General features: G+C 73.4%; 19 protein-coding genes. 18 read left to right on the forward strand and 1 reads right to left on the reverse strand.

The window, feature by feature from the left end; translation table 11 throughout:
• The first annotated feature begins 38 nt into the window (after window positions 1-38).
• The 3 genes from ACH4VO_RS13590 (at window position 39) to ACH4VO_RS13600 (ending at window position 6,339) form a co-directional block, all read left to right on the forward strand.
• Window positions 39-1,688 carry a penicillin-binding transpeptidase domain-containing protein gene (locus ACH4VO_RS13590; RefSeq protein ID WP_398440938.1) on the forward strand — a complete coding sequence of 550 codons (1,650 nt, stop codon included), beginning with the start codon at window positions 39-41 and terminating at the stop codon, window positions 1,686-1,688.
• 123 nt (window positions 1,689-1,811) lie between these two features.
• Entirely contained in the window at window positions 1,812-2,801 is a 990-nt protein-coding gene (gene bla / locus ACH4VO_RS13595) for a class A beta-lactamase (protein WP_360995575.1), read from the forward strand.
• Between the two features lie 148 nt (window positions 2,802-2,949).
• A complete protein-coding gene (locus ACH4VO_RS13600) occupies window positions 2,950-6,339 on the forward strand; it encodes a BTAD domain-containing putative transcriptional regulator (RefSeq protein ID WP_360995573.1) in 3,390 nt (1,129 codons plus the stop codon).
• Window positions 6,340-6,372: 33 nt separating this feature from the next.
• Here ACH4VO_RS13600 and ACH4VO_RS13605 read toward each other — a convergent pair whose 3' ends face one another.
• Complete coding sequence (locus ACH4VO_RS13605) at window positions 6,373-7,377, reverse strand: beta-ketoacyl-ACP synthase III (protein WP_360995570.1); 1,005 nt, start codon at window positions 7,375-7,377, stop codon at window positions 6,373-6,375.
• A 195-nt stretch (window positions 7,378-7,572) separates the two neighbouring features.
• Between ACH4VO_RS13605 and ACH4VO_RS13610 the strand changes: the two genes are divergently transcribed.
• From ACH4VO_RS13610 to ACH4VO_RS13680, 15 genes are all read left to right on the forward strand, one after another.
• Window positions 7,573-9,078: a DHA2 family efflux MFS transporter permease subunit gene (locus ACH4VO_RS13610; protein WP_360995567.1), complete on the forward strand. Its 1,506-nt coding sequence runs from the start codon at window positions 7,573-7,575 to the stop codon at window positions 9,076-9,078.
• A gap of 309 nt (window positions 9,079-9,387) precedes the next feature.
• On the forward strand, window positions 9,388-11,103 hold the full coding sequence (locus tag ACH4VO_RS13615) for an AMP-binding protein (protein ID WP_360995564.1): 1,716 nt from the start codon (window positions 9,388-9,390) through the stop codon (window positions 11,101-11,103).
• Complete coding sequence (locus tag ACH4VO_RS13620) at window positions 11,100-12,077, forward strand: ribonucleotide-diphosphate reductase subunit beta (protein ID WP_069171639.1); 978 nt, start codon at window positions 11,100-11,102, stop codon at window positions 12,075-12,077. Before ACH4VO_RS13615 ends, ACH4VO_RS13620 begins: the two co-directional genes overlap by 4 nt.
• A gap of 54 nt (window positions 12,078-12,131) precedes the next feature.
• Window positions 12,132-12,395 (forward strand): acyl carrier protein, encoded by a 264-nt coding sequence (locus ACH4VO_RS13625; protein WP_069171640.1) that lies wholly within the window; start codon window positions 12,132-12,134, stop codon window positions 12,393-12,395.
• A gap of 30 nt (window positions 12,396-12,425) precedes the next feature.
• Complete coding sequence (locus ACH4VO_RS13630; protein ID WP_360995559.1) at window positions 12,426-13,109, forward strand: SGNH/GDSL hydrolase family protein; 684 nt, start codon at window positions 12,426-12,428, stop codon at window positions 13,107-13,109.
• On the forward strand, window positions 13,106-14,725 hold the full coding sequence (locus ACH4VO_RS13635) for a GMC family oxidoreductase N-terminal domain-containing protein (protein ID WP_360995557.1): 1,620 nt from the start codon (window positions 13,106-13,108) through the stop codon (window positions 14,723-14,725). Before ACH4VO_RS13630 ends, ACH4VO_RS13635 begins: the two co-directional genes overlap by 4 nt.
• A gap of 46 nt (window positions 14,726-14,771) precedes the next feature.
• Window positions 14,772-15,143, forward strand: a complete 372-nt coding sequence (locus ACH4VO_RS13640) for an SCP2 sterol-binding domain-containing protein (protein ID WP_360995554.1) — start codon at window positions 14,772-14,774, stop codon at window positions 15,141-15,143.
• A 148-nt stretch (window positions 15,144-15,291) separates the two neighbouring features.
• Entirely contained in the window at window positions 15,292-16,554 is a 1,263-nt protein-coding gene (locus ACH4VO_RS13645; protein ID WP_360995552.1) for an acyl-CoA dehydrogenase family protein, read from the forward strand.
• Entirely contained in the window at window positions 16,551-16,832 is a 282-nt protein-coding gene (locus tag ACH4VO_RS13650) for a hypothetical protein (protein ID WP_360995550.1), read from the forward strand. The genes ACH4VO_RS13645 and ACH4VO_RS13650 overlap by 4 nt, the downstream gene beginning before the upstream one ends.
• Window positions 16,829-17,761, forward strand: coding sequence for a hypothetical protein (locus ACH4VO_RS13655; RefSeq protein ID WP_360995547.1), 933 nt, complete (start codon window positions 16,829-16,831; stop codon window positions 17,759-17,761). Before ACH4VO_RS13650 ends, ACH4VO_RS13655 begins: the two co-directional genes overlap by 4 nt.
• Window positions 17,758-18,660, forward strand: a complete 903-nt coding sequence (locus tag ACH4VO_RS13660) for a ThiF family adenylyltransferase (RefSeq protein ID WP_360995545.1) — start codon at window positions 17,758-17,760, stop codon at window positions 18,658-18,660. The genes ACH4VO_RS13655 and ACH4VO_RS13660 overlap by 4 nt, the downstream gene beginning before the upstream one ends.
• A complete protein-coding gene (locus ACH4VO_RS13665; protein ID WP_069171647.1) occupies window positions 18,657-19,589 on the forward strand; it encodes a diiron oxygenase in 933 nt (310 codons plus the stop codon). Before ACH4VO_RS13660 ends, ACH4VO_RS13665 begins: the two co-directional genes overlap by 4 nt.
• Before the next feature lie 18 nt (window positions 19,590-19,607).
• On the forward strand, window positions 19,608-19,973 hold the full coding sequence (locus ACH4VO_RS13670; protein ID WP_360995542.1) for a DUF4873 domain-containing protein: 366 nt from the start codon (window positions 19,608-19,610) through the stop codon (window positions 19,971-19,973).
• Window positions 19,974-20,003: 30 nt separating this feature from the next.
• Window positions 20,004-20,771 carry a dienelactone hydrolase family protein gene (locus tag ACH4VO_RS13675; protein WP_360995539.1) on the forward strand — a complete coding sequence of 256 codons (768 nt, stop codon included), beginning with the start codon at window positions 20,004-20,006 and terminating at the stop codon, window positions 20,769-20,771.
• Window positions 20,772-20,905: 134 nt separating this feature from the next.
• Window positions 20,906-21,523, forward strand: coding sequence for a helix-turn-helix domain-containing protein (locus ACH4VO_RS13680; protein ID WP_360995537.1), 618 nt, complete (start codon window positions 20,906-20,908; stop codon window positions 21,521-21,523).
• Window positions 21,524-21,573 lie beyond the last annotated feature (50 nt).

The following is a 21,573-nucleotide window of genomic DNA, read 5'->3' on the forward strand; positions in this document are numbered from 1 at the left end:
GCGAGCCGATCAGGCCCAGATCCGGAACGGAGAGCACCTTGAGACGTACCGACAACCGGAACGGTCCGGCCCCGCACGGGCGCCCGCGGCGCGGGCGGACGGTGTCCGGGATCACCGTGACCCTCCTCCTGCTGGCCGGCGGGGGATACGCCGCCTCCGGCCTCGTGCGCGGCGACGCGAAGGACGACACGGACGTGGCGTCCGCCCATGAGCCCCTGGCGGCCTTCCTCGCCGCGTGGGCCGGACACGACGCGCGGAAGGCCGCGGACTACACGGACACACCCGACGACGCGGCCTCGCTCCTCACGTCGGTACTGACCAACCTCGCCCCCTCCTCGACGACCATCGTCGACGGCGAAGGCCGTAAGGAGGACGACGGAACGGTGCGCTTCCCCTTCACCGTGACCATGGCGGTCCCGGGGGCGGGCGACGTCTCCTGGCGCTCCGGTGCGCAGGTGACCGAGACGTCGGGGACGTGGAAGGTCGCGTTCACCTCGCCGGTGATCCATCCGGAGCTGGAACCGGGGCAGACGCTCGCGTTGAAGAGCGGCGACGGCAGGGCGGACGTACTCGACTCCGCGGGCCGCCCGCTGAAGGCGGACAGCCTCGTCGGGACCGTCGACCCCGTCAGCGGCGAGGGCACGTCAGGTCTGCAGGCCCGCTACGACGACGTCCTGTCCGGCGGCGCGAAGCCCGGCCCGTCGCTGGTGGTGGCGGACCGGCAGACCGGACAGGCGGTCAAGGACCTGACCGAGGCGCCGCCGGCCCAGGGCCGCCCGGTGCGCACCACCATCGACCCGCGCGTCCAGAAGGCGGCGGCCGACGCCCTGGCCGGGGCCGAGGTCAACGCGGCCCTCGTCGCCGTGGATCCGCGCAACGGTCACATCCTCGCCGCCGCCAACCGGCCCGGAGGCTTCAACCGGGCCCTCGAAGGGCGCTATCCGCCCGGTTCGGTCTTCAAGGTCGTCACCGCGGCGGCCCTTCTCAAGGACGGCATACGGCCCGCAGACCCCGCGCCCTGTCCGAAGTTCGCCTCCGTGGACGGTCAACGGTTCGAGAACCAGCAGCAGTTCGAGTTGCCGGCCGGCTCGACCTTCGCGGACGTCTTCGCCCAGTCGTGCAACACCTACTTCGTCGAGGCCCGCGGCCGGCTCTCCGGCACCGCCCTGCACGACGCGGCCCAGGCATTCGGCATCGGCGGCAGCTGGGACGTGGGCACGACCACCTACGACGGCAGTGTGCCCGTCAACACGAGCGACAACGACAAGGCCGCAGCCACCATCGGCCAGGCCCGCGTGCAGGCGTCACCGCTGGTGATGGCGTCGGTGGCGGCCACCGTCAAGAACGGCAGGTTCACCCAGCCCGTCCTGGTGCCGGACGCGGTGGAGAAGAGGTACGAGGCCCCGGCGGCCCTGCGCCCCGAGGTGACGGGCCGGCTCCGCGAGCTGATGCGCACCACGGTGACCTCGGGCTCCGCCCACGCGTTGAAGGACCTGCCCGGAAGCCCGCACGCGAAGACCGGCACCGCCGAGTTCGGCACCGAGGTGCCGCCGCGCACCCACGCCTGGATGATCGGCTACCAGGGCGACTCCGACCTGGCCTGGGCGGTGCTTCTGGAGGACGGGGGCTCCGGTGGCGCCGACGCGGGTCCGGTCGCCGCGAAGTTCCTGCGCTACCTGGCCGACTGACACGACGGGACAGGACCGGGGGAGACGGCGACGAGGACGGCCCAGCCGGAAGGAGACAGGGGACCAGGACGACGGACCCGGCAGCACAGCAGGCAGACCCCACCGAGCAGAGAGCCCCTACCGATGCGCACCCCCACCACCGCCCGTACCGGAGACCCCGCGTCCCGCCGGGCCGCACTCGCCACACTGGCCGGGCTCGCCGTCCTGCCGCTCGCCGGATGCACCGGCGCCCCGGCCACCGCGCCCCCGACGCCGTCCGGCCCGTCGCCGGCCGCCCCCGAGCCCGCCCCGCCGGCCCCGGCCGACCCCCGTGCCCGGCGCGCGTTCGGCGCGCTGGAGCGGGAGTTCGGCGCCCGGCTGGGGGTGTACGCCCTGGACACCGGCAGCGGGCGGACCGTCGTCCACCGGCCCGATGAACGCTTCGCCTACGCCTCCACCTGCAAGGCGCTGCTCGCCGGTGCCATGCTGGAGCGGAACACCCTGCGGCAGCTCGACCGGCTCGTGCGCTACGGCCGTGAGGAGCTCATCAGCAACTCACCGGTCACCGAGCGCCACCTCGCCACCGGAATGACCCTGCGCGAGCTGTGCGACGCCGCGGTCCGCTACAGCGACAACGCCGCCGCCAACCTCCTCTTCCGTGAGCTCGGCGGGCCGGGAGGTCTGCAGGACGCCCTCCGCGCGCTCGGCGACCGGGTCACGCGGTGCGACCGCTACGAGGTCGCCCTCAGTGACGGCGTTCCGGGCGACCCGCGCGACACCAGCACGCCCCGCGCCCTCGCCACCGACCTGCGTGCCTACGTCCTCGGCGACACCCTCCCCGCCGGCAAACGGGCCGTACTGACGGACTGGCTGAAGCGCAACACCACCGGGGACGACACCATCCGCGCCGGTGCCCCCGACGGCTGGCAGATCGGGGACAAGACCGGCACCGGCGGTTACGGCACCCGCAACGACATCGCCGTCGCCTGGCCCCCCGGCGGCGCCCCGATCACCCTGGCCGTCCTCTCCGACCGCGGCACGAAGGACGCCGCGCGCGACGACGCCCTCCTGGCCCGCGCCGCCCGGGCGGCTTTCGGCGCCCTCCTCCGCACGCAGGCCGGCGCTCCCGGGTAGTGCTGGACGGGTGTCATCGCGTTACGTTCGCCACATAGAACACAAAGTGCCCACTCTGAGACGTGTGTTCGACAACCCTGGGCCCTGCACGGGTGACGTAGCCATGGGGCCCGCCCGGCGATCGTCGCACTCTTGAGCGGAGTCCACTGTGATCGACCTGCGGGTGCTGGGACCGGTACGGGCGTTGGACGGCGGACGCGACCTCGACATCGGGCACGCGCGGCAGCGCAGCCTGCTGGCCATGCTGCTGGTGGACGTGAACAACGTGGTGCCCAGCAACCGGCTCGCCGAGCTCGTGTGGGACGACCGGCCGCCGGGCCGGGCGCGCAACACGCTCGCCGGCTACGCGACCCGGTTACGCAAGGTCCTGGCCGGCGCACCCGGACGGCCGTCCCTGGTGTCCCGGGACGGCGGATACGTCCTGCGGGCCGACCCCGCTGCCGTGGACCTGTACCGCTTCCGGGCCCTCACCTCCCGGGCCGCCGCGGCCGAGGGCGACGAGGAGCGCTGCGGGCTCCTGCGGTCCGCGCTGGCGCAGTGGACGGGGACCGCGCTCGGCGACCTGCTGGGAACCCGCGTCGAAGCGCTGCGCACGACCCTGGACGGCGAGCGGCAGGCCGCCCTGCTGGAATTCTTCGACGCGCGGCTGAGACTCGGCCGCCCCCAGGACATCCTCACCCAGCTCCAGCGGATGACCGAGGAACGCCCGTACGACGAGGAGCTGGCGCTCCGGCTGGTGCTGGCCCACCGGGACAGCGGAAACCCGGCCGCGGCGCTGCGGACGTACGAGGCGGCACGGGCGCGGCTGGCCAGTGAGCTGTCGACGCGTCCCGGCGAGGCGCTGCGGGCAGCCGGCGAGCGGCTGCTGAACCCCCGGCGGCCCGCTGAGGAGACGGGCACCGCCCTCGCGGTGGCCACGCGGGCCCGTGACCGGCTGCGGATGCCCCGGGGCGCCGGGTACTTCGCGGGCAGGGAACGTGAACTAGGCGAGCTGGACGCGCTGTTGACGCCGAGACGGGCCGCCACGGCGGCCGCCGCTCCGCCGGGCACCAACCTCGCCGTGATCAGCGGTATGGCCGGGGCGGGCAAGACGACGCTCGCCCTGCAGTGGGCGCAGCGGGTCCATGCGGCCTTCCCCGAGGGGCAGTTCTTCGTGGCGCTGCGGGGCCACGAGCCGCACCTGCCGCCCCTCGAGCCGACCGAGACGCTCGCCCGGGTCCTGCTCGCACTGGGGCTGCCCGCCGCCGACATCCCGTTCGGGCTCGACGAACGCGCCGCCCTGTACCGGACGCTGCTGGTCGGCCGCCGCGTGCTGATCGTCCTGGACGACGCGGCAGGCCCCGCGCAGGTGCGCCACCTGCTGCCGCCGAGCGCCGAAGGCAGCGCGGTCGTGGTGACCTGCCGGGAGCGGATGCCGGGACTGACCGCCACGTACTTCGCCGGCGAGGTGCTGCTGGACGCGCTGGACGCCACCTCGGCGCTCGCGCTGCTGTCCTCGCTGGTCGGCAGCGCGCGTGTGGCGAACGATCCGGCGGCGGCGGCCGGCATCGTACGGGCCTCCGGGCGGCTGCCGCTGACCGTACGGCTCAGCGGCGCCTATGCCGCGAACCACCCCGACGAGCCGCTGGGGCAGGTCCTCGCACGGGTCCCGACGGCGGACAGTGCGGACGCGCGCGGGGCGATGGGCCGCGCGCTCGACCTCTCGTACGGGAAGCTGCGGGCGGACCAGCGCCGGCTGTTCAGGCAGCTGGGCGTCGTCCCGGGCACCGAGTTCGGACGGGACGCGGTGGCGGCGCCGGCGGACGGCTCGTTCGCCGCGCTGGAGGAGCGCATCGGCGCGCTGGTCGGGGCCAACCTGCTGTCCGAGTACGCCCCGCGCCGGTACCGGATGCACGCCATGGTCAAGGAGTACGCGGTGGGGCGCGCGGGTGACGAGGACTCGTGGGAGGTGCGCCGGGACGTCCTGCTGCGGCTTCTGGAGTGGTACCGGCAGGCTGTGGAGCAGGCCAGCAGCGCCAACGGCATCCAGCGGGCGGGGGCGCACCGGGGCGCGGGCACGGCGCCCTCCGGCCCGGGTGCCCGGCCCAGGACGGACGCGGGTACGGGCGCGGATGCGGATACGGCTCCAGCGGATGCCGGCTCGCACGGCCCCCACGAGCCCCACGCACCCCACGAGCCCGGCAGCCCGGACGTCGGCGGCCTCGGTGACGGCGAGTTCGGCATGGACTGGCTGGACCGGGAGAAGGCCAATCTCTGCGCGGCCGTCAAGCTCGCCGCCGAACTGGGCCTGGGACCGGCGAGCTGGCGGCTGGCCGACGCCATGCTCGGCTACATCAGGCTGCATCCGGGCGGCGACGACTGGTCGGCCGCCGTGGAGGCGGCGCAGAGCGCGGCGGCCAGGTCGGGGAACCAGCGGGCGAACACCGCGATGCTGCTCAACGTCGCCGACTCGCGGTACCGCAAGGGCCGCTCCGCCAGCGAGCGGAGGCTGGCCCGGGAGGCACTCGCCGTCAGCCGGGACGGGGCGTGGCGGACCGGCGAGGCCCTCTCCCTGTCGGTTCTGGGCCGGTCCTACTGGGCGGTCGGGGCCATCGGGACGGCCGACCGCTACCTGCGCGCCGCGCTGCGCATCCACGAGAGCGTCGGGGACCTGGCGGGCCAGGCCAACGCCCTGGGCCGGCTGGCCCGCAACGCCTACGACACGGGCGACCCGGGGTCCGCCCTGCGCGACTTCCGCAGGGCTCTGGAGCTGGCGGAAGCGGCGGGTTCCCGGTTCGGGCAGATCCGGGTCCCCGCCTACATCGCGCTGACGCTGCGCCAGCTGGGGCAGTACACCGAGGCCGGCCAGTGGTGCGAGGTGGCGATCCGCCTGAGCCGCGACGTGGAGTTCCACGAGGGTGTGGCCATCGCGCTGACCTGCCGGGCGGCGCTCTTCAGCGACCTGGGCGAGCACGCCCGCGCGGTGGCCGCCGCACGGGAGGCGCACGTCGCGATCCCGCACCTGTCGGACCCCCGCATCGAGGCGGACTGCCTGATCCGGCTGGGCGGGGTGGAGGCCGCCGCGGAGCACACGGACGTGGCCATGCGCAGCTTCGGCAAGGCGCTGCTGCTCGCGGAGCGGATCGACTACCGGCAGGGCGTGGTGCGCGCCCAGGCGGAGAGCGCGGCCACCTACGTACGGCTGGGGCTGTACGAGGAGGCCCTGGCGGCCGGCCGGCGTACCCGGCGGGCCCTCCAGGGGTGCGACATGCGCCTGGTCGCGGCCCAGATGCTGGTCCTGGAGGCGGACTGCGCTCTGGCGTCCGGCCGGTGCGCGGCCGCCGTCGCGGGCTACCGCCGGGCCTCCGCGCTGTACCGGACGGCGGGCCACCGGCTGGGGGAGGTGCGGGCTCTGCTGTCCTGGGGCCGCGCCGCCGGGACCGTACCGGGGCACGGGCGCCCCGACCGGCCCTGGCACCGGGCGCTGCGGCTGGCCGGGCCGCTCGCCATCCCGGAGGCGGACACCCTGCGGGCCCTGCTGGGCACCGGGGCCCGGTGAGGTACGGCTCCGGGGCGCCCGGTGCGGGGCCGCTCAGACGCGGACCACCGTCCCGGCGTACGTGAGGCCGGCCCCGAAACCGATCAGTACCGCGAGGTCGCCCTCCCGCAGGGCCCCCGAGGTGCGCATGCGGTCCAGGGCGAGGGGGATGGAGGCCGCCGAGGTGTTCCCCTGGTCCACGATGTCGCGGGCCACGGCGACGTCGTCGGGGAAGCCCACGCTCTCCGCGACCGCCTCGATGATCCGCAGGTTCGCCTGATGGGGGACGAAGGCCTGGACCTCGCCGGGCCCGACGCCCGAGCGGTCCAGCACCTCCCGCACGAGACCGGGGAGGCGCGTCACCGCCCAGCGGAAGACCGACGAGCCCTGCATGCGGATCACGGGCCCGTCGTGCGCCGGCTCCTCCCGTACGGTGATCGCCTCGCCCAGCGCGGGGTCCGTGCCCCACACCACGGTCCCGATGCCCGGCTCCGTACCGCGTCCCACCACGGCCGCGCCCGCCCCGTCCGAGAACAGGAAGGCGGTGGAGCGGTCCTGCGGGTCGAGGATGTCCGACATGCGTTCCACCCCGATGACCAGGCAGGTGCGGGCCTGACCGGAGTTCACGGCCGTGGCCGCCAGGGCCAGTCCCACGGTGAAGCCGGCGCAGGCGGCGCCGACCTGCCAGGCGGCGCCGGGGACGCCCAGCCGGCGGCCGATCTCGACGGCGAGCGCGTGCGCCGCCGCCCCGGTGCCCGGTCCGCCGATGTCCGACATGGTGGCGACCAGCACCTGGTCGACCTCGTCCGGCGCGATCCCGGCGTCGGCGAGCGCCTTCCCGGCGGCGGTGGCCCCCATCTCGGCCAGCGTCTCGTCGGGGCCGGCGAAGCAGCGGGTCCGGATACCGCTGCGGCGCAGGATCCACTCGGGTGACGAGTCCAGGGTGCGGCAGACCTCCTCGTTGGTGACGATCCGTCGGGGCCGGTAGCCCCCGATGCCGAGCAGCACCGCGTGGTGGCGGTCCGGCCCGGGGACGTGCGCGGCGTGCGTGGTGTTCACACGGACTCCTGTCGTCGCTCGCAACTGCGTCCTTGCGTGTGTTCTCCCTCGATTGCTCCTTCGAAGTGATTACGCGCTGGAGGGCACGACCCCGCGTGACACCACGGCGACAGAGTGCACGGTTTCCGCTTGACAAGCACATACCGACGGTATGTACTCACATACCCAAGGAATGTTAGTTGGAAGGATCGACAGGTGACCTCAGTACCGCTTGCGTCTCGCGCCGAGCCGTCGAGTGCGGGGAAGACACTGCTGCTCACGTCGGCAGCCACGTTCATGGCCTTCCTCGACACGACGATCGTCAACGTGGCCTTCCCGGCCCTGCACGAGGACTTCCCCAAGGAGTCCGTGACCGACCTGACCTGGGTGGTGACCAGCTACGGCATCCTCTTCGCCGCGCTGCTGACGCCGGCCGGGCGCTTCGCCGACATCCTGGGCCGGAAGAAGCTCTTCCTGTGGTCGGTCGGGCTCTTCAGCCTCGCGTCCCTCGCCTGCGCCGTCGCACCGAACATGGAGCTGCTCATCGCCGCCCGTGCGGTCCAGGGCATCGGGGCGGCCGGCATGATCCCGTCCGCGCTCGGACTGGTCCTGTCCGAGACACCCGCCGAGAAGCGGGCCGAGGCGATCGGCATCTGGGGTGCGGCCGGATCGATGGCCGCCGCCGCCGGCCCCGCGCTCGGCGGTCTGCTGGTCAGCGAGATCGACTGGCGGGTCGTGTTCATCCTGAACGTCCCGATCGGCCTGGCCGTGATCTTCGGCGCCCTGCGGCTGCCCACGCGGCCGGTGGAGAAGACGCAGCTGCCCGACCTGCTGGGGACGGCCACCGTCACCTTCGGTATCGCCGGTGTCGTCATCGGCCTCACCAAGGGCGGCGACTGGGGCTGGGACGCGGTGCGGACCTGGGCGTGGATCGGTGCCGGCATCGTCCTCATGGCCTACTCGCTGGTGCGCTCCGGCAAGCACCCGGCCCCGGCCGTGGAGACCTCCCTGTGGCGGACCCCGATGTTCGCGGCGGCCAACCTCACCGCGTTCCTGCTCGGCGCCGGCCTGTTCGTCTGGTTCCTGTCCGGGCCGCTGTACCTCACCACGATCTGGCACTACTCCGTGCTCAAGGCCGGTCTCGCCGTTACCCCCGGCGCGGTGCTCTCCGCGGTCGCGGCCATCACCGTCGGCCGCCGCCTGAAGCCGGAACAGCAGCGCCCGGTGGTCGTCGTGGCCGGTATCGCCTTCCTCGGCCTGAGTATCTGGGCGTACACGGGACTCGGTTCCGACCGCGAGTTCCTGGCGCTGTGGCTGCCGTACGGCGCGCTCGGCGGAGCGGTGATCGGTGCCGCGCTCACCAGCGTGACGACCGCGGCGTCCATCTCGGTACACCCGCTGAAGTTCGCCACCGGCACCGGTATGGCCACCACCGCCCGCCAGTTCGGCGGTTCCGTCGGTGTCGCCGCGATGGCGGCGGTGTTCGCGGCGGGAGACCTCAGCACCCCGCAGCCGTACCTCAACGCCTTCCTGCTGGCCGGCATCTTCATCGCCGCCGCCGCGATCCCGGCGTTCGGCATGTTCACCAAGAAGTCGATGGCGCAGATCGCCGAGACGCAGGCGCAGATCCAGGCCTACATGCGGGCGCAGGCCGAGGCAGCCGCCCAGGCCGCGGCGGCCGCGCCCCCCGTGGAGGGTGCCGCCACCGCGGACCGCGGCTGACCTCCCTCGCTCCACCCCGAACGCCGGCCGCGGTTCCATCCCCCGTGGCCGCGGCCGGCCCCGGCGGGGCCGCGGCTCCGCAAGGAACCGCGGCCCCGCTGCGCGTTCCCCCGACGCGGCTCCGGCCCCGGCGCTCCCGTGCCCGCCACGACGCCGCCCCGCGGCTCTGTGGCCCGGTGCGCCCGGCCCGAACCCGCCCGCCGCGGGCGCGTGCCGGGGCGCACCGAGAAATCCGCGATCGCCGCGAGGGGGTGGCCCCGGTGGCCCGTAATACAGGACGAGAGCCCATCGGTTGGATGAGGGGAATTGATGAACACAGTCCTCGACTGGCTGGACTCCCCCGCGCCGGAGCGTGGAATCCACTACTACCGAAACGGCGACTGGCACCTGCGTGACTACGCGGACATCGCCTCGGCGGCCCGCCGGACCGCCGCCTTCCTGCATGCCAACGGCGTCACCAAGGGCGTCGTGTCCCTCCTGATCGAGGAACCCGAGAGCTTCGTGCCGGCCTTCCTCGGCACCATGTACGCGGGGGCCACCCCGTCCCCGATCGCCTCACCCGTCACGTTCGGCGGGCACGACGCCTTCACCGAGCACGCGGCCGCCGTCCTCGGCGCCGCCACTCCGGCAGCCGTGCTGACCGACGCCCACCTCGCCCCGCTCGCCGCCGCGGCGTGCGCGAAGGCGGGGACGGGCACACCTCTGGTGCTGCCCGATCCGGCCGGGCTGCCCGCCGCCGACGACCTGGCACCCCGGGCAGCGGAGCTGGCCTTGCTGCAGTTCACGTCCGGTTCCAGCGGAACCCCCAAGGGGGTCCGGGTCACCGGCGACAACCTCACGGCCAACGTCCGGGCCATCCACGGCTGGCTCGGGGTGACACCCGAGGACTCCTGCTCGTCGTGGCTCCCGCTCTACCACGACATGGGCCTCATCGGGACGTTCCTGGGGTCCGTCGTCGCCCAGATCGACCTGTGGCTGATGAGCCCGGTCGACTTCATCCGCTCCCCGGCCCGCTGGCTCGACTGCCACGGCCGGCACGGGGTGACCATCACCACCGCGCCCAACTTCGGCTACGGGTACGCGACCTCCCGGGTACGCGACGAGGAACTGGCGGGCACCGACTTCTCCACGTGGCGGGTCGCGATGAGCGGTGCCGAGCGGGTGGACGCACGGGTGGTCGCCGACTTCACCTCGAAGCTCGCCCCGCACGGCTTCGACTCCCGGGCGCTCACGCCCTGTTACGGCATGGCGGAGACGACGCTCGCCGTCACCGGCGTCCGCCCCGGTCGCGGGGCGCGCATCGTGCGGCCGTCCGGTCCGCTGGACACCGGCGCACCGGTGACCGTCGCCGGCTCGGGCACCCTCGGTACCGACCGTCCCGAGGACCCCGCGGGCTGGATCGCCTCCTGCGGTACGCCGGTTCCCGAGACCGCCGTCGACGTCGTCGGCGAGGACGGGGACCCGCTGCCCGACGGCACGTTCGGGGAGATACGGGTCAGGGGCACCTCCGTGGCCGACGGCTACGAGTCACCCGATCCCGCCGCGAGCACGCCCTTCGGCGACGACGGACTGCGCACGGGCGACGCCGGTTTCCTGCTCGACGGCGAGCTGTACGTGGTCGGGCGGATCGGCGACAGCATCAAGGTCCGCGGCCGCAAGGTGCACGCCGAGGACCTGGAAGCGGCGCTCACCTCCGTACCCGGGGTGCCGCCGGGCCGCTGCGCGGTGGCGCTCGGCGACCGCGACGGCCGCCAGGGAGCGGTGATCGTCGTGGAGGCGTCGGGCGACGGCTGGCTGGACGCGGTGACCGGCGTACTGCGCTCCGCCCTGGACGCCTCGGTCTCCGTGACCGTGGTGCGGGCCCGGCGCGGCACCGTCCCCCGGACCTCCAGCGGCAAACCGCGCCGCCGGCTGCTCTGGCGCCGGGCGGGGGAGAACGCGCTCGCCGGCGACGTACTGCATAGCACGCACAGCGACCGACCGACAGCACAGAACGCACCGGGACTGGATGGGGCAGCCATATGAGCGTCACGACCACCGGGCTCGTACTCGACGTCACCGAGACGGCCCCCGAGACCTCCGCCGAACAGCGCGGCCGGCTCGCGAACTCCGCCGACCTCTACCGCCGTTGGGAGCGCCAGCAGTGGGCCGTCGCCCAGGTCGACCCCGCGCGGGACGCGGCGACCTGGCAGGCCCTCACCCCCTTCTCCCGAGCTCAGATGCTCGGCTCGCTCGGCGAGCTCGAGGTCGGCGAGGTCACGGTGACGCACACGCTGGGAGCGCTGATCGACGCCCCGCCCACCGAGGACGACCGGATCTTCCTCTGCACCCAGCTCGCCGACGAGGCGCGGCACGTGCGGTTCTTCCAGACCTACCTGGAGGAGGGCTGCCGCACGAGCCTCGACGCGGTCGAGGAGGGCGCCGACTACGCGGAGGTGTTCACGCCCGAACTCACCCGGGCGACCGACGCCGTGCGGGCCGACCACGCGGACCGCGAGTCCTGGTACCGGGCCCTCGTCTACTACCACCTGATCACCGAGGGCGTGCTCGCCGCCACCGCCCTGCGCACCACCCGCTTCCTCGCCCGCCGGCTGAAGCTGGCGGCACTGGAGGAGGGCCTGACCAACGTCACCCGTGACGAGTCGCGGCACGTCTCCTTCGGCCTGCGGGCCGCGCAGGACGGCGTCGCCGGCGGATTCGCCCAGGTGGTCGGCGACGCCCACTTCGAGTCGCTCGGCGTGGCGGCCTGGGTCCTCATCGGCCCCTCCCGGCACAACCCGGTACCCGCGCTCCGCGCGGCGCTGCTCAGCCGCGCCGCCCAGATCCAGGGCAGCGTCGAGATCGCCCGCGAGCGCCTGGTGAAGCAGCTGCGGCTGGTGGGGCTGCCGGAGCTGACCGAGAAGGCCACGGCCTCCTGGGACCAGGCGGTGGAGACCGCCCTCGACGCCTACGCGGAGCGCTGGGACGCGCCGCACCCCATCCGCGCCGCCGCGGCCTGAGCCGTGCCGGACCTCCGACACCACGAAGAAGACAGCGAAAGGGACCACGAGGACATGGACGACAACACGCTGCGCGCGCAGGTCCGGCAGATCGTCGGGGAGATGAGCCCGCTCGGGGCCCGCGAGGCGCGGTCCGAGGACCGCCTCGTCGAGGAGCTCGGCTACGACTCGCTCGCCGTCATCGAGCTCTCCCTGCGCATCGAGCAGGAGTTCCCGCTCGCCGACCTCGGCACGAACACCACGCCCGACATCACCACGGTGAAGGACATCGAGGACTTCGTCGACCAGCAGCAGGCGGCGCCGAGCGACGCCGCCTGATCCGCCCGCCCAGAGAAGGACCACGAGAAGATGACGACACACGATCTGCGCAGTGAGGCGGACGACCCGCTGACGCTCTCCCACGAGGAGTCCGTGCGGCTGCTCCGGGGAGCGCCCTGGCAGCGGCTGGCCGTGATGGGCGACAGCTTCGCCGCCGGTCTCGGCGACCCCAGCGAGGGGTACGCCCATGTGCCGTGGCCGCAGCGCGTCTCGGCGGCCCTCGGTTCGGGCAAGCCCGACTTCGGCTACCTGAACACCGGCGTCATGGGCAAGCGCACCGGCGCCGTACGGGCCGAACAGCTCGAGCGGGTCCTCGCGTTCGAGCCGGACCTGGTCAACGTGGCGGCCGGTGGCAACGACCTCTTCGACGCCGAGCCGGACCTGGACGGCGTCGAGGCGGACCTGGACGCCATGTACACGGTGCTGCGGGCGCACGGTGCGGACATCTTCACCTTCACCGTGACCAACGTCTTCGAGTCGGTCCCGGAACTGGCGGTCTTCAGCGACCGTACGGCCGCGCTCAACGAACGCATCCGCGCGGTGGCCGCGCGCCACGACGCCGTGCTGATCGAGATGTGGAGCCACCCCGTGCGGCTGCGCCCCAACCTGATGAGCGCCGACGGCATCCACTTCGCGATGGAGGGGCACGCCGCCCTCGCCGCGGAGATCGTCAAGGCACTCGGCGCGCGGATCGCGGGCGGTGCGCGGACGTGAGGGGAGCCGAGGGCACCGTACGCCACATCGTGATCGGGGCGGGCTCGGCCGGCTGTGTGCTGGCCGAGAGGCTCAGCGCCGACGGGGACGGGCAGGTCCTGCTCATCGAGGCGGGCGGCCCGGACCGGCGCGCCGAGATCAGCATCCCGGCCGCGTTCCCCGCCCTGTTCGGTACCTCGGCCGACTGGGGTTACCGTACGGCCCCGCAGCCGGGCCTCGGCGGTCGCAGCCTGAACTGGCCGCGCGGGCGCACGCTGGGCGGCTCGTCCTCGCTCAACGCCCAGATCTGGACCCGCGGGCACCGGGCGGACTTCGACGGCTGGGCCGGGGACGACGGGTGCGCCGGCTGGTCGGCCGACGAGGTGCTGCCGTACTTCGAGCGGGCCGAGGACCGCTCCGGTACGGGCGCCTACGGCTCCGGTGGGCCGATCCGCATCGAGGACCTCCGCGATCCCAGCCCCGCCACCGCCGAGTTCCTGGGCGCCTGCGCCGAGGCGGGGCTGCCCGCCCTGGACGACGGGAACCCGCTGGAGCCGGAGGGCGCGGGACCGGTCCGGGCCACCCAGCGCGGGGGACGGCGGTGGAGCGCGGCCGACGGCTACCTGAGGCCCGCGCTGCGGCGGGGGAACCTCACCGTCGTCACGGACGCCCACGTCGAGCGCGTCCTGATCGAGGACGGCCGCGCGGTCGGCGTCGCCTGCGCGACCGCCGACGGACCGGTCGAGGTGCGTGCCGACGGCGAGGTGATCCTGGCGGCGGGCGCGATCGGCTCCCCGCAGCTGCTGATGCTGTCCGGCGTCGGCGACGCGGACGAGCTGCGGCGGCACGGCATCACCGTCCGGGCCCACTCACCCCGGGTCGGGCGGGGTCTCGCCGACCACCTCTACGTGCCGCTGGCGTTCGAGGCGCACGGCCGGGTCACCCCTGGCGTCACCGACCAGCAGGGCGAGATCGCGGAGTTCCTGCGGGGCCGGCGCGGCCGGCTGACGTCGAATCTCGCGGAGGCCGTCGCGTTCCTGCGCAGCGACCCGGCGCTCACGGCCCCCGACCTGGAGTTCGTGTGGATGCTGGTGCCCTTCCTCGACCAGGGGCGGGCACCGCAGGCACACGGCGTCACCCTGGGTGTGGTGCTGCTGCGGCCGCGCAGCCACGGCACCGTACGGCTCGCCTCGGCGGATCCGGCGGCGCACCCGGTGATCGACCCGCGCTATCTGTCCGACCCGGACGGCGACGACCTGCGGGTGCTCACCGAGGGGGTGCGCCGGGCCCGGGAGGTCCTCACCCGGCCCGCGCTCGCCGGGCGGCTCGGCGAGCCGCTGACACCGGGGGCTCTGGACCCGGACCCCGGCACGGTGCACGCCCTGACCCGGACCCATGCCGAGACCCTGTACCACCCGGTCGGCACCTGCGGCATGGGGGCGGCCCCGGAGGCCGTACTCGATCCGCGGCTGAGGGTGCGGGGAGTGGCGGGGCTGCGCGTCGTCGACGCCTCCGCGTTGCCGTCCCTGCCGCGCGGCCACACCCACGCGCCCACCGTGATGCTCGCGGAGCGTGCGGCCGAACTGATCCTCGCCGACGCCGCGGAGCGCCGCGCCGGTGCCCTGTCGCACCGCTGACCCGCCGCCCCACGACCAGCCCCACCAGACGAAAGGCAGTACGACTGTGACCGTTCAGGACCCGCAGCTGTTCATCGAGGCCTTCCGAGCGGCCTTCTCCGACGCGGATGTCGCGGCCCTGCTCAAGGAGCGCGAGTTCTCCGTCCAGTTCGTGGTGACGGGGGACGCCCCCAGGGCCTTCCTGCTGGACTTCGACGGCGTGCACGAGGGAGCGCCCCACCCGGCGAGCCTGCGGCTGGAGGTGCGGCCGGAGACGCTGCACCTGATCCTCCTCGGCCAGCTCGGCGTGACCCAGGCGGTCGTCGCCCGCGGCCTCGTGGTGAAGGGCCCCGTCCCCCAGGTCCGCCGGCTGGCGGACCACCTGCCGGCGATGGGGCGCGCGTACGCCGGGCTCGTCCTGGCGCCGGCCTCCGCCTGAGAAGCGCGACGGCGGGGCGTGCGGCACCGGCCGTACGCCCGCCCCGCCGCCGGAGTGCCCCGCCGCCGGAATCAGGACCGGCACACCACCACGGGACCGTGTCCGGCACCGTCCGCACCCTTTCCGCCACCACAGAAAGCCGACCGTCGTGATCGCGACCACCACCACCGCCGTCCCGAACGCCCCGACCCTCTCCGACCTGAGCGCCCTCAACGCCGCCGCCATGCCCTCGCTGTTCCAGCTGCCGCCCGAGGTCGAGGAACTGCGCGAGGAGGTACGAGAGTTCGCGCAGACCGTGGTGAAGCCGCGGACCCTCGCCAACGACCTCGCCCCCGCCGACGCCTTCGACTGGGAGATGGTCGAGGCCGGCCACCGGCTGGGTCTGCTGCGTCTGACCATCCCCAAGGAGCTCGGCGGCCGCGGCATGGGCGTGCTCGGCGTCTCCGTCGCCATGGAGGAGCTCGCCTCCGTCTGCCCCAGCACGGCCCTGATCTTCGGCGCCTCACTGCTCGGCCAGACCTCCGTGCTCTTCTCGGGCGACCAGCAGCTCCAGTCCCGCTTCCTGCCCCCGTTCCTCGGGGACGAGCCGGTCCTGGCCTGCAACGCCATCACCGAGGAGACGGCGGGCTGCGACCTGCTGATACCCGAGCACGCGGAGCTGGCCGAGGACGTGATGACGGCCCGCCGGGACGGTGACCACTTCGTCCTCGACGGCATCAAGCGCTTCATCACCAACGGCAAGACGGCCGAGTGGGCGGCCGTCTTCGCCAACATCGAGGGCCACCCCGGTGCCACCGGCCTGACCGTGTTCATCGTTCCGCTGGACACCGAGGGCGTGACCCGCGGCGAGGTCGCCGACAAGATGGGCTACCGGGCCTGCCTCGGCACCACCCTCCACTTCGACGGCGTCCGGGTCCCGGAGGAGAACATCGCCTTCGGCGAGGGCGGCGGCTGGAACTACCTCACCGTCCAGTCCAACCAGGCCCGTTCGATCGTCGCCGCCATGTCGACCGGCGTCGCCCGCGGCGCCTTCGAGATCGCCAAGGAGTGGGCCGGCGAGCGCGTCCAGGCGGGCAAGCCGCTGTACGAGCACCAGTTCACCGCCCGGAAGCTGGCCGAGATGTCCTCGAAGATCGAGGCCTCGCGGCTGCTGTACCTCCAGGCGGCCTACCAGGCCGACCACATGATGCCCGCCCCCGTCTACGGCCCGGCCGTCGCGAAGATGTTCGCCGACCGGGCGGCGATCGAGGTGGCGGAGGAGGCCATGTCCATCGTCGGGGCCCGCGGCTACTGCCGTGACCACGGGGTGGAGAAGCTGGTGCGGGAGTCCTTCGGCGCCCGTATCTACGAGGGCACGCCGGAGGTGCTGGCCCTGGCCATCACCGGTGCGCTGTACGGGCGCCGGCTGTGACGGCGGCCCCGCGCACCGACCGGGCGACCGCGCCCCGGGCGTCGGCACCCCGGGCCCCGGCTCCGCGGCCGGCCGCGCCCCGGTCGGCCGCGCCGAGGCCGGCCCCCGCGACCGCGCCGCGGGCGCGGGCCGCCGCCGCGCTCTCGGCCGCCTCGTACGTCGAGGCCACCCTGGCCCGCTGCACCTCCCTGCTGCTGGGCCCGCCCCTGGCACCGGAGACCGCGGGCACCCCGTCCAGGACGCCCGCCGCCGGCTCCCCCCAGGGGAGGTCCTCGTGACACCGCAGACCGTCGAGGACGCCGCGACGACCGCCGAGGACGCCCGACGGGCGCGCTACGTGGAGCACGTGCTGGCCCTCCACGACCGGATGAGTCTCGCGGGCCTGGCCGAGCAGGCCGATCCGCTGTACCTGGCCCGGCGCCCCGACGGCCTGACCGTGCTCGCGGTGCCGCAGTCCCGGCTCCCCGAGCGCTACCGGCTGGCCATCTACGGGTTCCGGCTCGCCCAGTACCTGCGGTCCCGGTTCGCCAGCGATCGCATCGCGTTCGCCCGCGGCCTCTTCGCGGAGCCGCTCGGCGTGGGGCACGGCGAGGAGATCCACGTCATCGGCATGGAGGAGTCGACCGGCGCGATCCTGCGCTACGTGTCCGTCATCGCCACGACGGACACCGCACCCCTGCCCGTGACGCACCCGGACCGCTCCCCGTTCCCGTGCGAGGTGGCCCACGGCATCAACCTCTTCGACCACGTGCCCCTGGACGAACCGGTCACCGGTCAGGAGGTCTGGGAGATCAAGCGCCTGATGCAGCGCTCCTCCCAGCGCGACACCTCACCGGCCCGGCGGCTGCGCCTGTCGCTGGAGCTGATGCTCGGCTTCTACACCGTCCTGGCCGGACTCTCGCCCCGGCCGAAGTTCCTGGTCGGCGACGGGGAGGAGGGCCTGGCCGTGCGGCGCCTGGCGCGCAGCCTCAAGGAGATCACCGTCATCGAGGGCACCTGCCCCTCGCTGGCCGAGGACGACCTGCTCTTCCCGGCGTACGTGGAGCGCGCGGTGGTCAAGCCGTTCGTGGCCCGTGTGCCCCGCGGGGAGGAGCTGGACGGACTCGTGCACTGGCTCGACGGCGCGCTGGACGCGACGAACCCCCTCGCCGGCTTCCAGCAGCTGGTCGGCCGCGTCGGGGGAAAGATCCGGAGGGTAAGGATATGAGCACCACCACCGCGGCCCCCGCGGCGGCGACGGCCGCGGCCGGCGTCCCCGAAGACCCGGAGACGTACTACCGCTCCCTGACCGAGCGCAACCGGGGCCTGATCCCGGACACCGTGCAGGAGCGGCTGCGCCGGGCCACCGTCCTGGTGGCGGGGTGCGGCTCGACCGGAGGGGCGGCCGTCGAGCCGCTGGCCCGGCTGGGCACGGGGCGCTTCGTGCTCGCCGAGCCCGGGGAGTACGAGCTCAACAACCTCAACCGGCAGAGCGCCACGCGCGCGGACATCGGCCGCAACAAGGCGGAGGTCGCCGCCGAGCGCATCCGTGCGGTCAACCCGTTCGCCGAGGTCCGCGTCGACACGGCGGGCATCCGCCCGGACGCCCCCGAGCTGCTCCTGGACGGCGTGGACGTGGTCGTCGACGGCGTGGACGTCACCACCCTGGGCGGCTGGCAGGCCAAGTACGCCCTGCACGTCGCAGCGGCCCGGCGCCGCCTGCCCGTCGTCTCCGGCTACGACCTGGCGGGCACCCAGCACGTGCGCTGCTACGACTACCGCACCGAACCGGCCCCCCTCGCCGGCGCGGTCAGCGCCCAGGACGTCGCCGAGGGCGCGCTGTGGACGCTTCTGCTGCAGGTGATCCCCCGGGAGATCGTCCCGGCCGACCTGATCGCGGACGTCACCGCACACCGTGCGGACCCGGACTACAGCGTCCCCCAACTCGTCTACGCATCCCACCTGTTCGGCGTACTCGCCGCCCGGTACGTGGTCGAGATCCTCGCCGGCCGCCCGGTCCGCGAACAGCTCACGGTCGACGTGCACCGGCTGGTCTCGGCGGACGCCGGACTGCCGGGCACCCCTTCGGAAAGCACTCAGCGCGCACAGGACAAGGAGTCGCGATGACCACCGCCACCGACCGCCCGGGCCGCCGCTCGGGCGACCCGCTCGTCCGGCAGACCAAGAAGGCCGCGCAGCTGCTCGTCGCGTCGGCCCGGCATTCCTACGACCCGCGCGTCGACGTCAACTGGGACGAACCGCTGGAGGAGGGCAAGTGGTTCCTGCCCGAGAAGCGGATATCCCTCTTCGGCACGGAGCTGTACGACTCCCTCCCCATGGAGCAGAAGCTGCTGCTCAGCCGTGAGGAGCTGGCCTCGTCGCTGGCCGCGGGCGTGTGGACCGAGCACATCCTGCTGCACCTGGTGTCCCGGTACGCCTACAAGCGGGACATCACCAGCCCACAGGTGCAGTTCGCGCTGACCGAGGTGGCGGACGAGGTCCGCCACATGATCATGTTCGCCCAGCTGGTGGAGAAGACCGGGGCGGAGTTCTACCCCGTGAACCCGAAGACACAGCGGTCCGGTCTCCTGCTGAAGACCTTCGCGCCGGTCCCCGCGCTGTGGGCGATGCTCCTGCTCACCGAGGAGTTCTTCGACCGCTTCCAGCGTGAGCAGGCGAACGACGAGACGGTGCAGCCGCTGGTGCGCACGGTGGCCCGCATCCACGTCGTGGAGGAGGCCCGCCACATCAGCTTCGCCCGCACCGAGCTGGAGCGGTTCGTGCCGACGCTCTCCAAGCGGCGCCTGCAGCTGCTCCGCGACTTCCTCGCCGCCGTGGTGAAGTCCGTGCGCCGCGACCGCTACAACCCGCTGATGTACGAGCGGGCGGGCCTCGACCCGAAGACCTGCGTGGAGGCCGGCCGGAACAACCCCGTCGGGCTGGTGAACGGGGCGTACGGCGCCGAGCGGATCGCCCCGTACTACAAGTCGATCGGCCTGATCGGCGGGCGCTCGGAGAAGGTGTGGCGCGAGGCGGGTTGGCTGAAGGACGCCTAGAGGAAAGGGAAGTGGACCGTGGAAGATGACGGATACGAGGGTCCGGCGGTACTGGTCGTGGAAGACCGGGCCGAATTCGCGCTCCGGGCCCGGCTCACCGGCCGGTTCCAGCCGCTGGACGGCCGCTACCGCTGGTACGGACGCCTGGAGGCGCACGAGGAGCTGACCCGGCTGGTCGGCGACCGGAGCGCCGGCGTCGTGCTGCGCACGGCCGAGGGTGACGCGGTCGGCCGCATCACCGAACCCGATCTGTGGAACCGGTACCGGATCGAGGGCATGAGCGTGCCCCCGTTCCGTGTCCCGTTCAGTCTGGAAGAAGTGGGGGAGCAGGACTCCTCCACGCACGAAATTCCCGTAGTCGACACCGTGCACGAAGAAATGTAAGACACACCGAACAACGGAGGCCCCGCGCCCATGTGCTTCGACGAAGACGCCATTCCGCCGGTACCGATCGTTCCGGATTCTGTCACCGAGAGCCGGTATCTGGAATTGACCGCCGAGGACGGCAACACATTCGCCGCATTCACCGCCGCGCCGGCCGGCGGCACGCGTACGGCGATCGTGATTCTTCCCGACGTCCGCGGGCTGTACGGGTTCTACACGGAACTGGCCGAACGCTTCGCCGAGAACGGCGTACGGGCGCTCGTCGTCGACTACTACGGACGTACGGCGGGTGTCGGAAAACGGGAGAAGGATTTCCCGTACGCCGAGCACATGGCCAAACTGAGGCCCCGTGAGCTGTACGCCGACCTGAGCGCGGCCATCGCCCACCTGCGCTCGGACGAGGGCGGCGCGGCGAGCGCCGTCCTCACGGTCGGCTTCTGCATCGGCGGCCGGCTCGCGGTGATGGCGGCGGCCGGGAACTTCGACCTGGCCGGCGTGATCGGCTTCTACTGCTGGCCCGCCGACGGACCGGACGGTTCCGCAGGTCCGACCGGCCGGGCGGCCGACCTCGCGGCGCCGGTGCTGGCACTGATGGCGGGGGACGACCCGGGCATTCCGCAGGCCCATGTGACGGCGTTCGACGAGGCCCTGACCGAGGCGGGCGTCGACCACGAGGTCGTCACCTACCCCGGCACCCCGCACAGTTTCTTCGACGCCAAGCGGGACGCCTACGCGGACGCCTCCGCGGACGCCTGGAGCCGGGTCCTGCGGTTCGTGGACCGCGTCGGCGCCCCCTGAGAACTCGGCTGACGGGGCTCCTGGCGGCGAAGCGCCGGGCCGGGACAGGGCGGAACACATACGTATGGAAGGAATGAAAGTGCGTGTAGCCTGGAAGACCAGCTGAAGGCGGTCGACCCTCGGGGAGTGTGAACATGCCCACCACTCGTACGAGAACGCGTCTGACGCAGCGCGAACGGTCCGACAGCACCATCGAGGAGCTGTTGCGCGCCGCCCGCGCGCTGTTCGCCGAACGCGGCTACCACGCGACATCGCTGGATGCCGTCGTGGAGGCCGCCCACCTCACCAAGGGCGCCCTCTACCACCACTTCTCCGGAAAGCAGCACCTCTTCCGGGCGGTGTACGAGCGCGAGCAGGCCCGGCTCACCCACATCGTGGCCCGCGCCTACCTCGACGCGAAGCCGGACTCCTGGGAAGCGGTGTTCGTCGGGGCGAGGGCCTTCCTCGTGGAGGTCCTCGCGACCGACGTCCAGCGCATCAACCTCCTCGACGCCCCCGGCGCGCTCGGCACCGAGGAGATGCGCGAGATCAACTCCAACTGCATGAAGATGATGGAGGAGGGCGTCCGGCGCGCGGCCGCGACCGGCGACATCGCACCCCACTCCGTGACCGCCCTCACCCACCTGTTGTACGGCGGCCTGTGCGAGACGGCGATGGCGGTGGCTCGCGCCGAGGACCAGCAGCAGGCCCTCGACGCGGGCATCACCGAACTGCGCTCCCTCTTCGACGCCCTGGCGACAGCGCCGCGCTGAGCGGGTTCCTCCGGCCCGAGCGGGCGCCCGTGCCGCCGCGTGGCACGGGC

Source organism: Streptomyces sp. NPDC020780 (genome assembly GCF_044334475.1).
Lineage (GTDB): Bacteria > Actinomycetota > Actinomycetes > Streptomycetales > Streptomycetaceae > Streptomyces.

Coding starts and splice junctions, on each gene's coding strand:
- bla (WP_360995575.1), top strand. CDS start 1,812: ATGCGCACCCCCACCACCGCCCGTACCGGAGACCCCGCGTCCCGCCGG.
- ACH4VO_RS13615 (WP_360995564.1), top strand. CDS start 9,388: ATGAACACAGTCCTCGACTGGCTGGACTCCCCCGCGCCGGAGCGTGGA.
- ACH4VO_RS13620 (WP_069171639.1), top strand. CDS start 11,100: ATGAGCGTCACGACCACCGGGCTCGTACTCGACGTCACCGAGACGGCC.
- ACH4VO_RS13625 (WP_069171640.1), top strand. CDS start 12,132: ATGGACGACAACACGCTGCGCGCGCAGGTCCGGCAGATCGTCGGGGAG.
- ACH4VO_RS13630 (WP_360995559.1), top strand. CDS start 12,426: ATGACGACACACGATCTGCGCAGTGAGGCGGACGACCCGCTGACGCTC.
- ACH4VO_RS13660 (WP_360995545.1), top strand. CDS start 17,758: ATGAGCACCACCACCGCGGCCCCCGCGGCGGCGACGGCCGCGGCCGGC.
- ACH4VO_RS13665 (WP_069171647.1), top strand. CDS start 18,657: ATGACCACCGCCACCGACCGCCCGGGCCGCCGCTCGGGCGACCCGCTC.
- ACH4VO_RS13675 (WP_360995539.1), top strand. CDS start 20,004: ATGTGCTTCGACGAAGACGCCATTCCGCCGGTACCGATCGTTCCGGAT.
- ACH4VO_RS13680 (WP_360995537.1), top strand. CDS start 20,906: ATGCCCACCACTCGTACGAGAACGCGTCTGACGCAGCGCGAACGGTCC.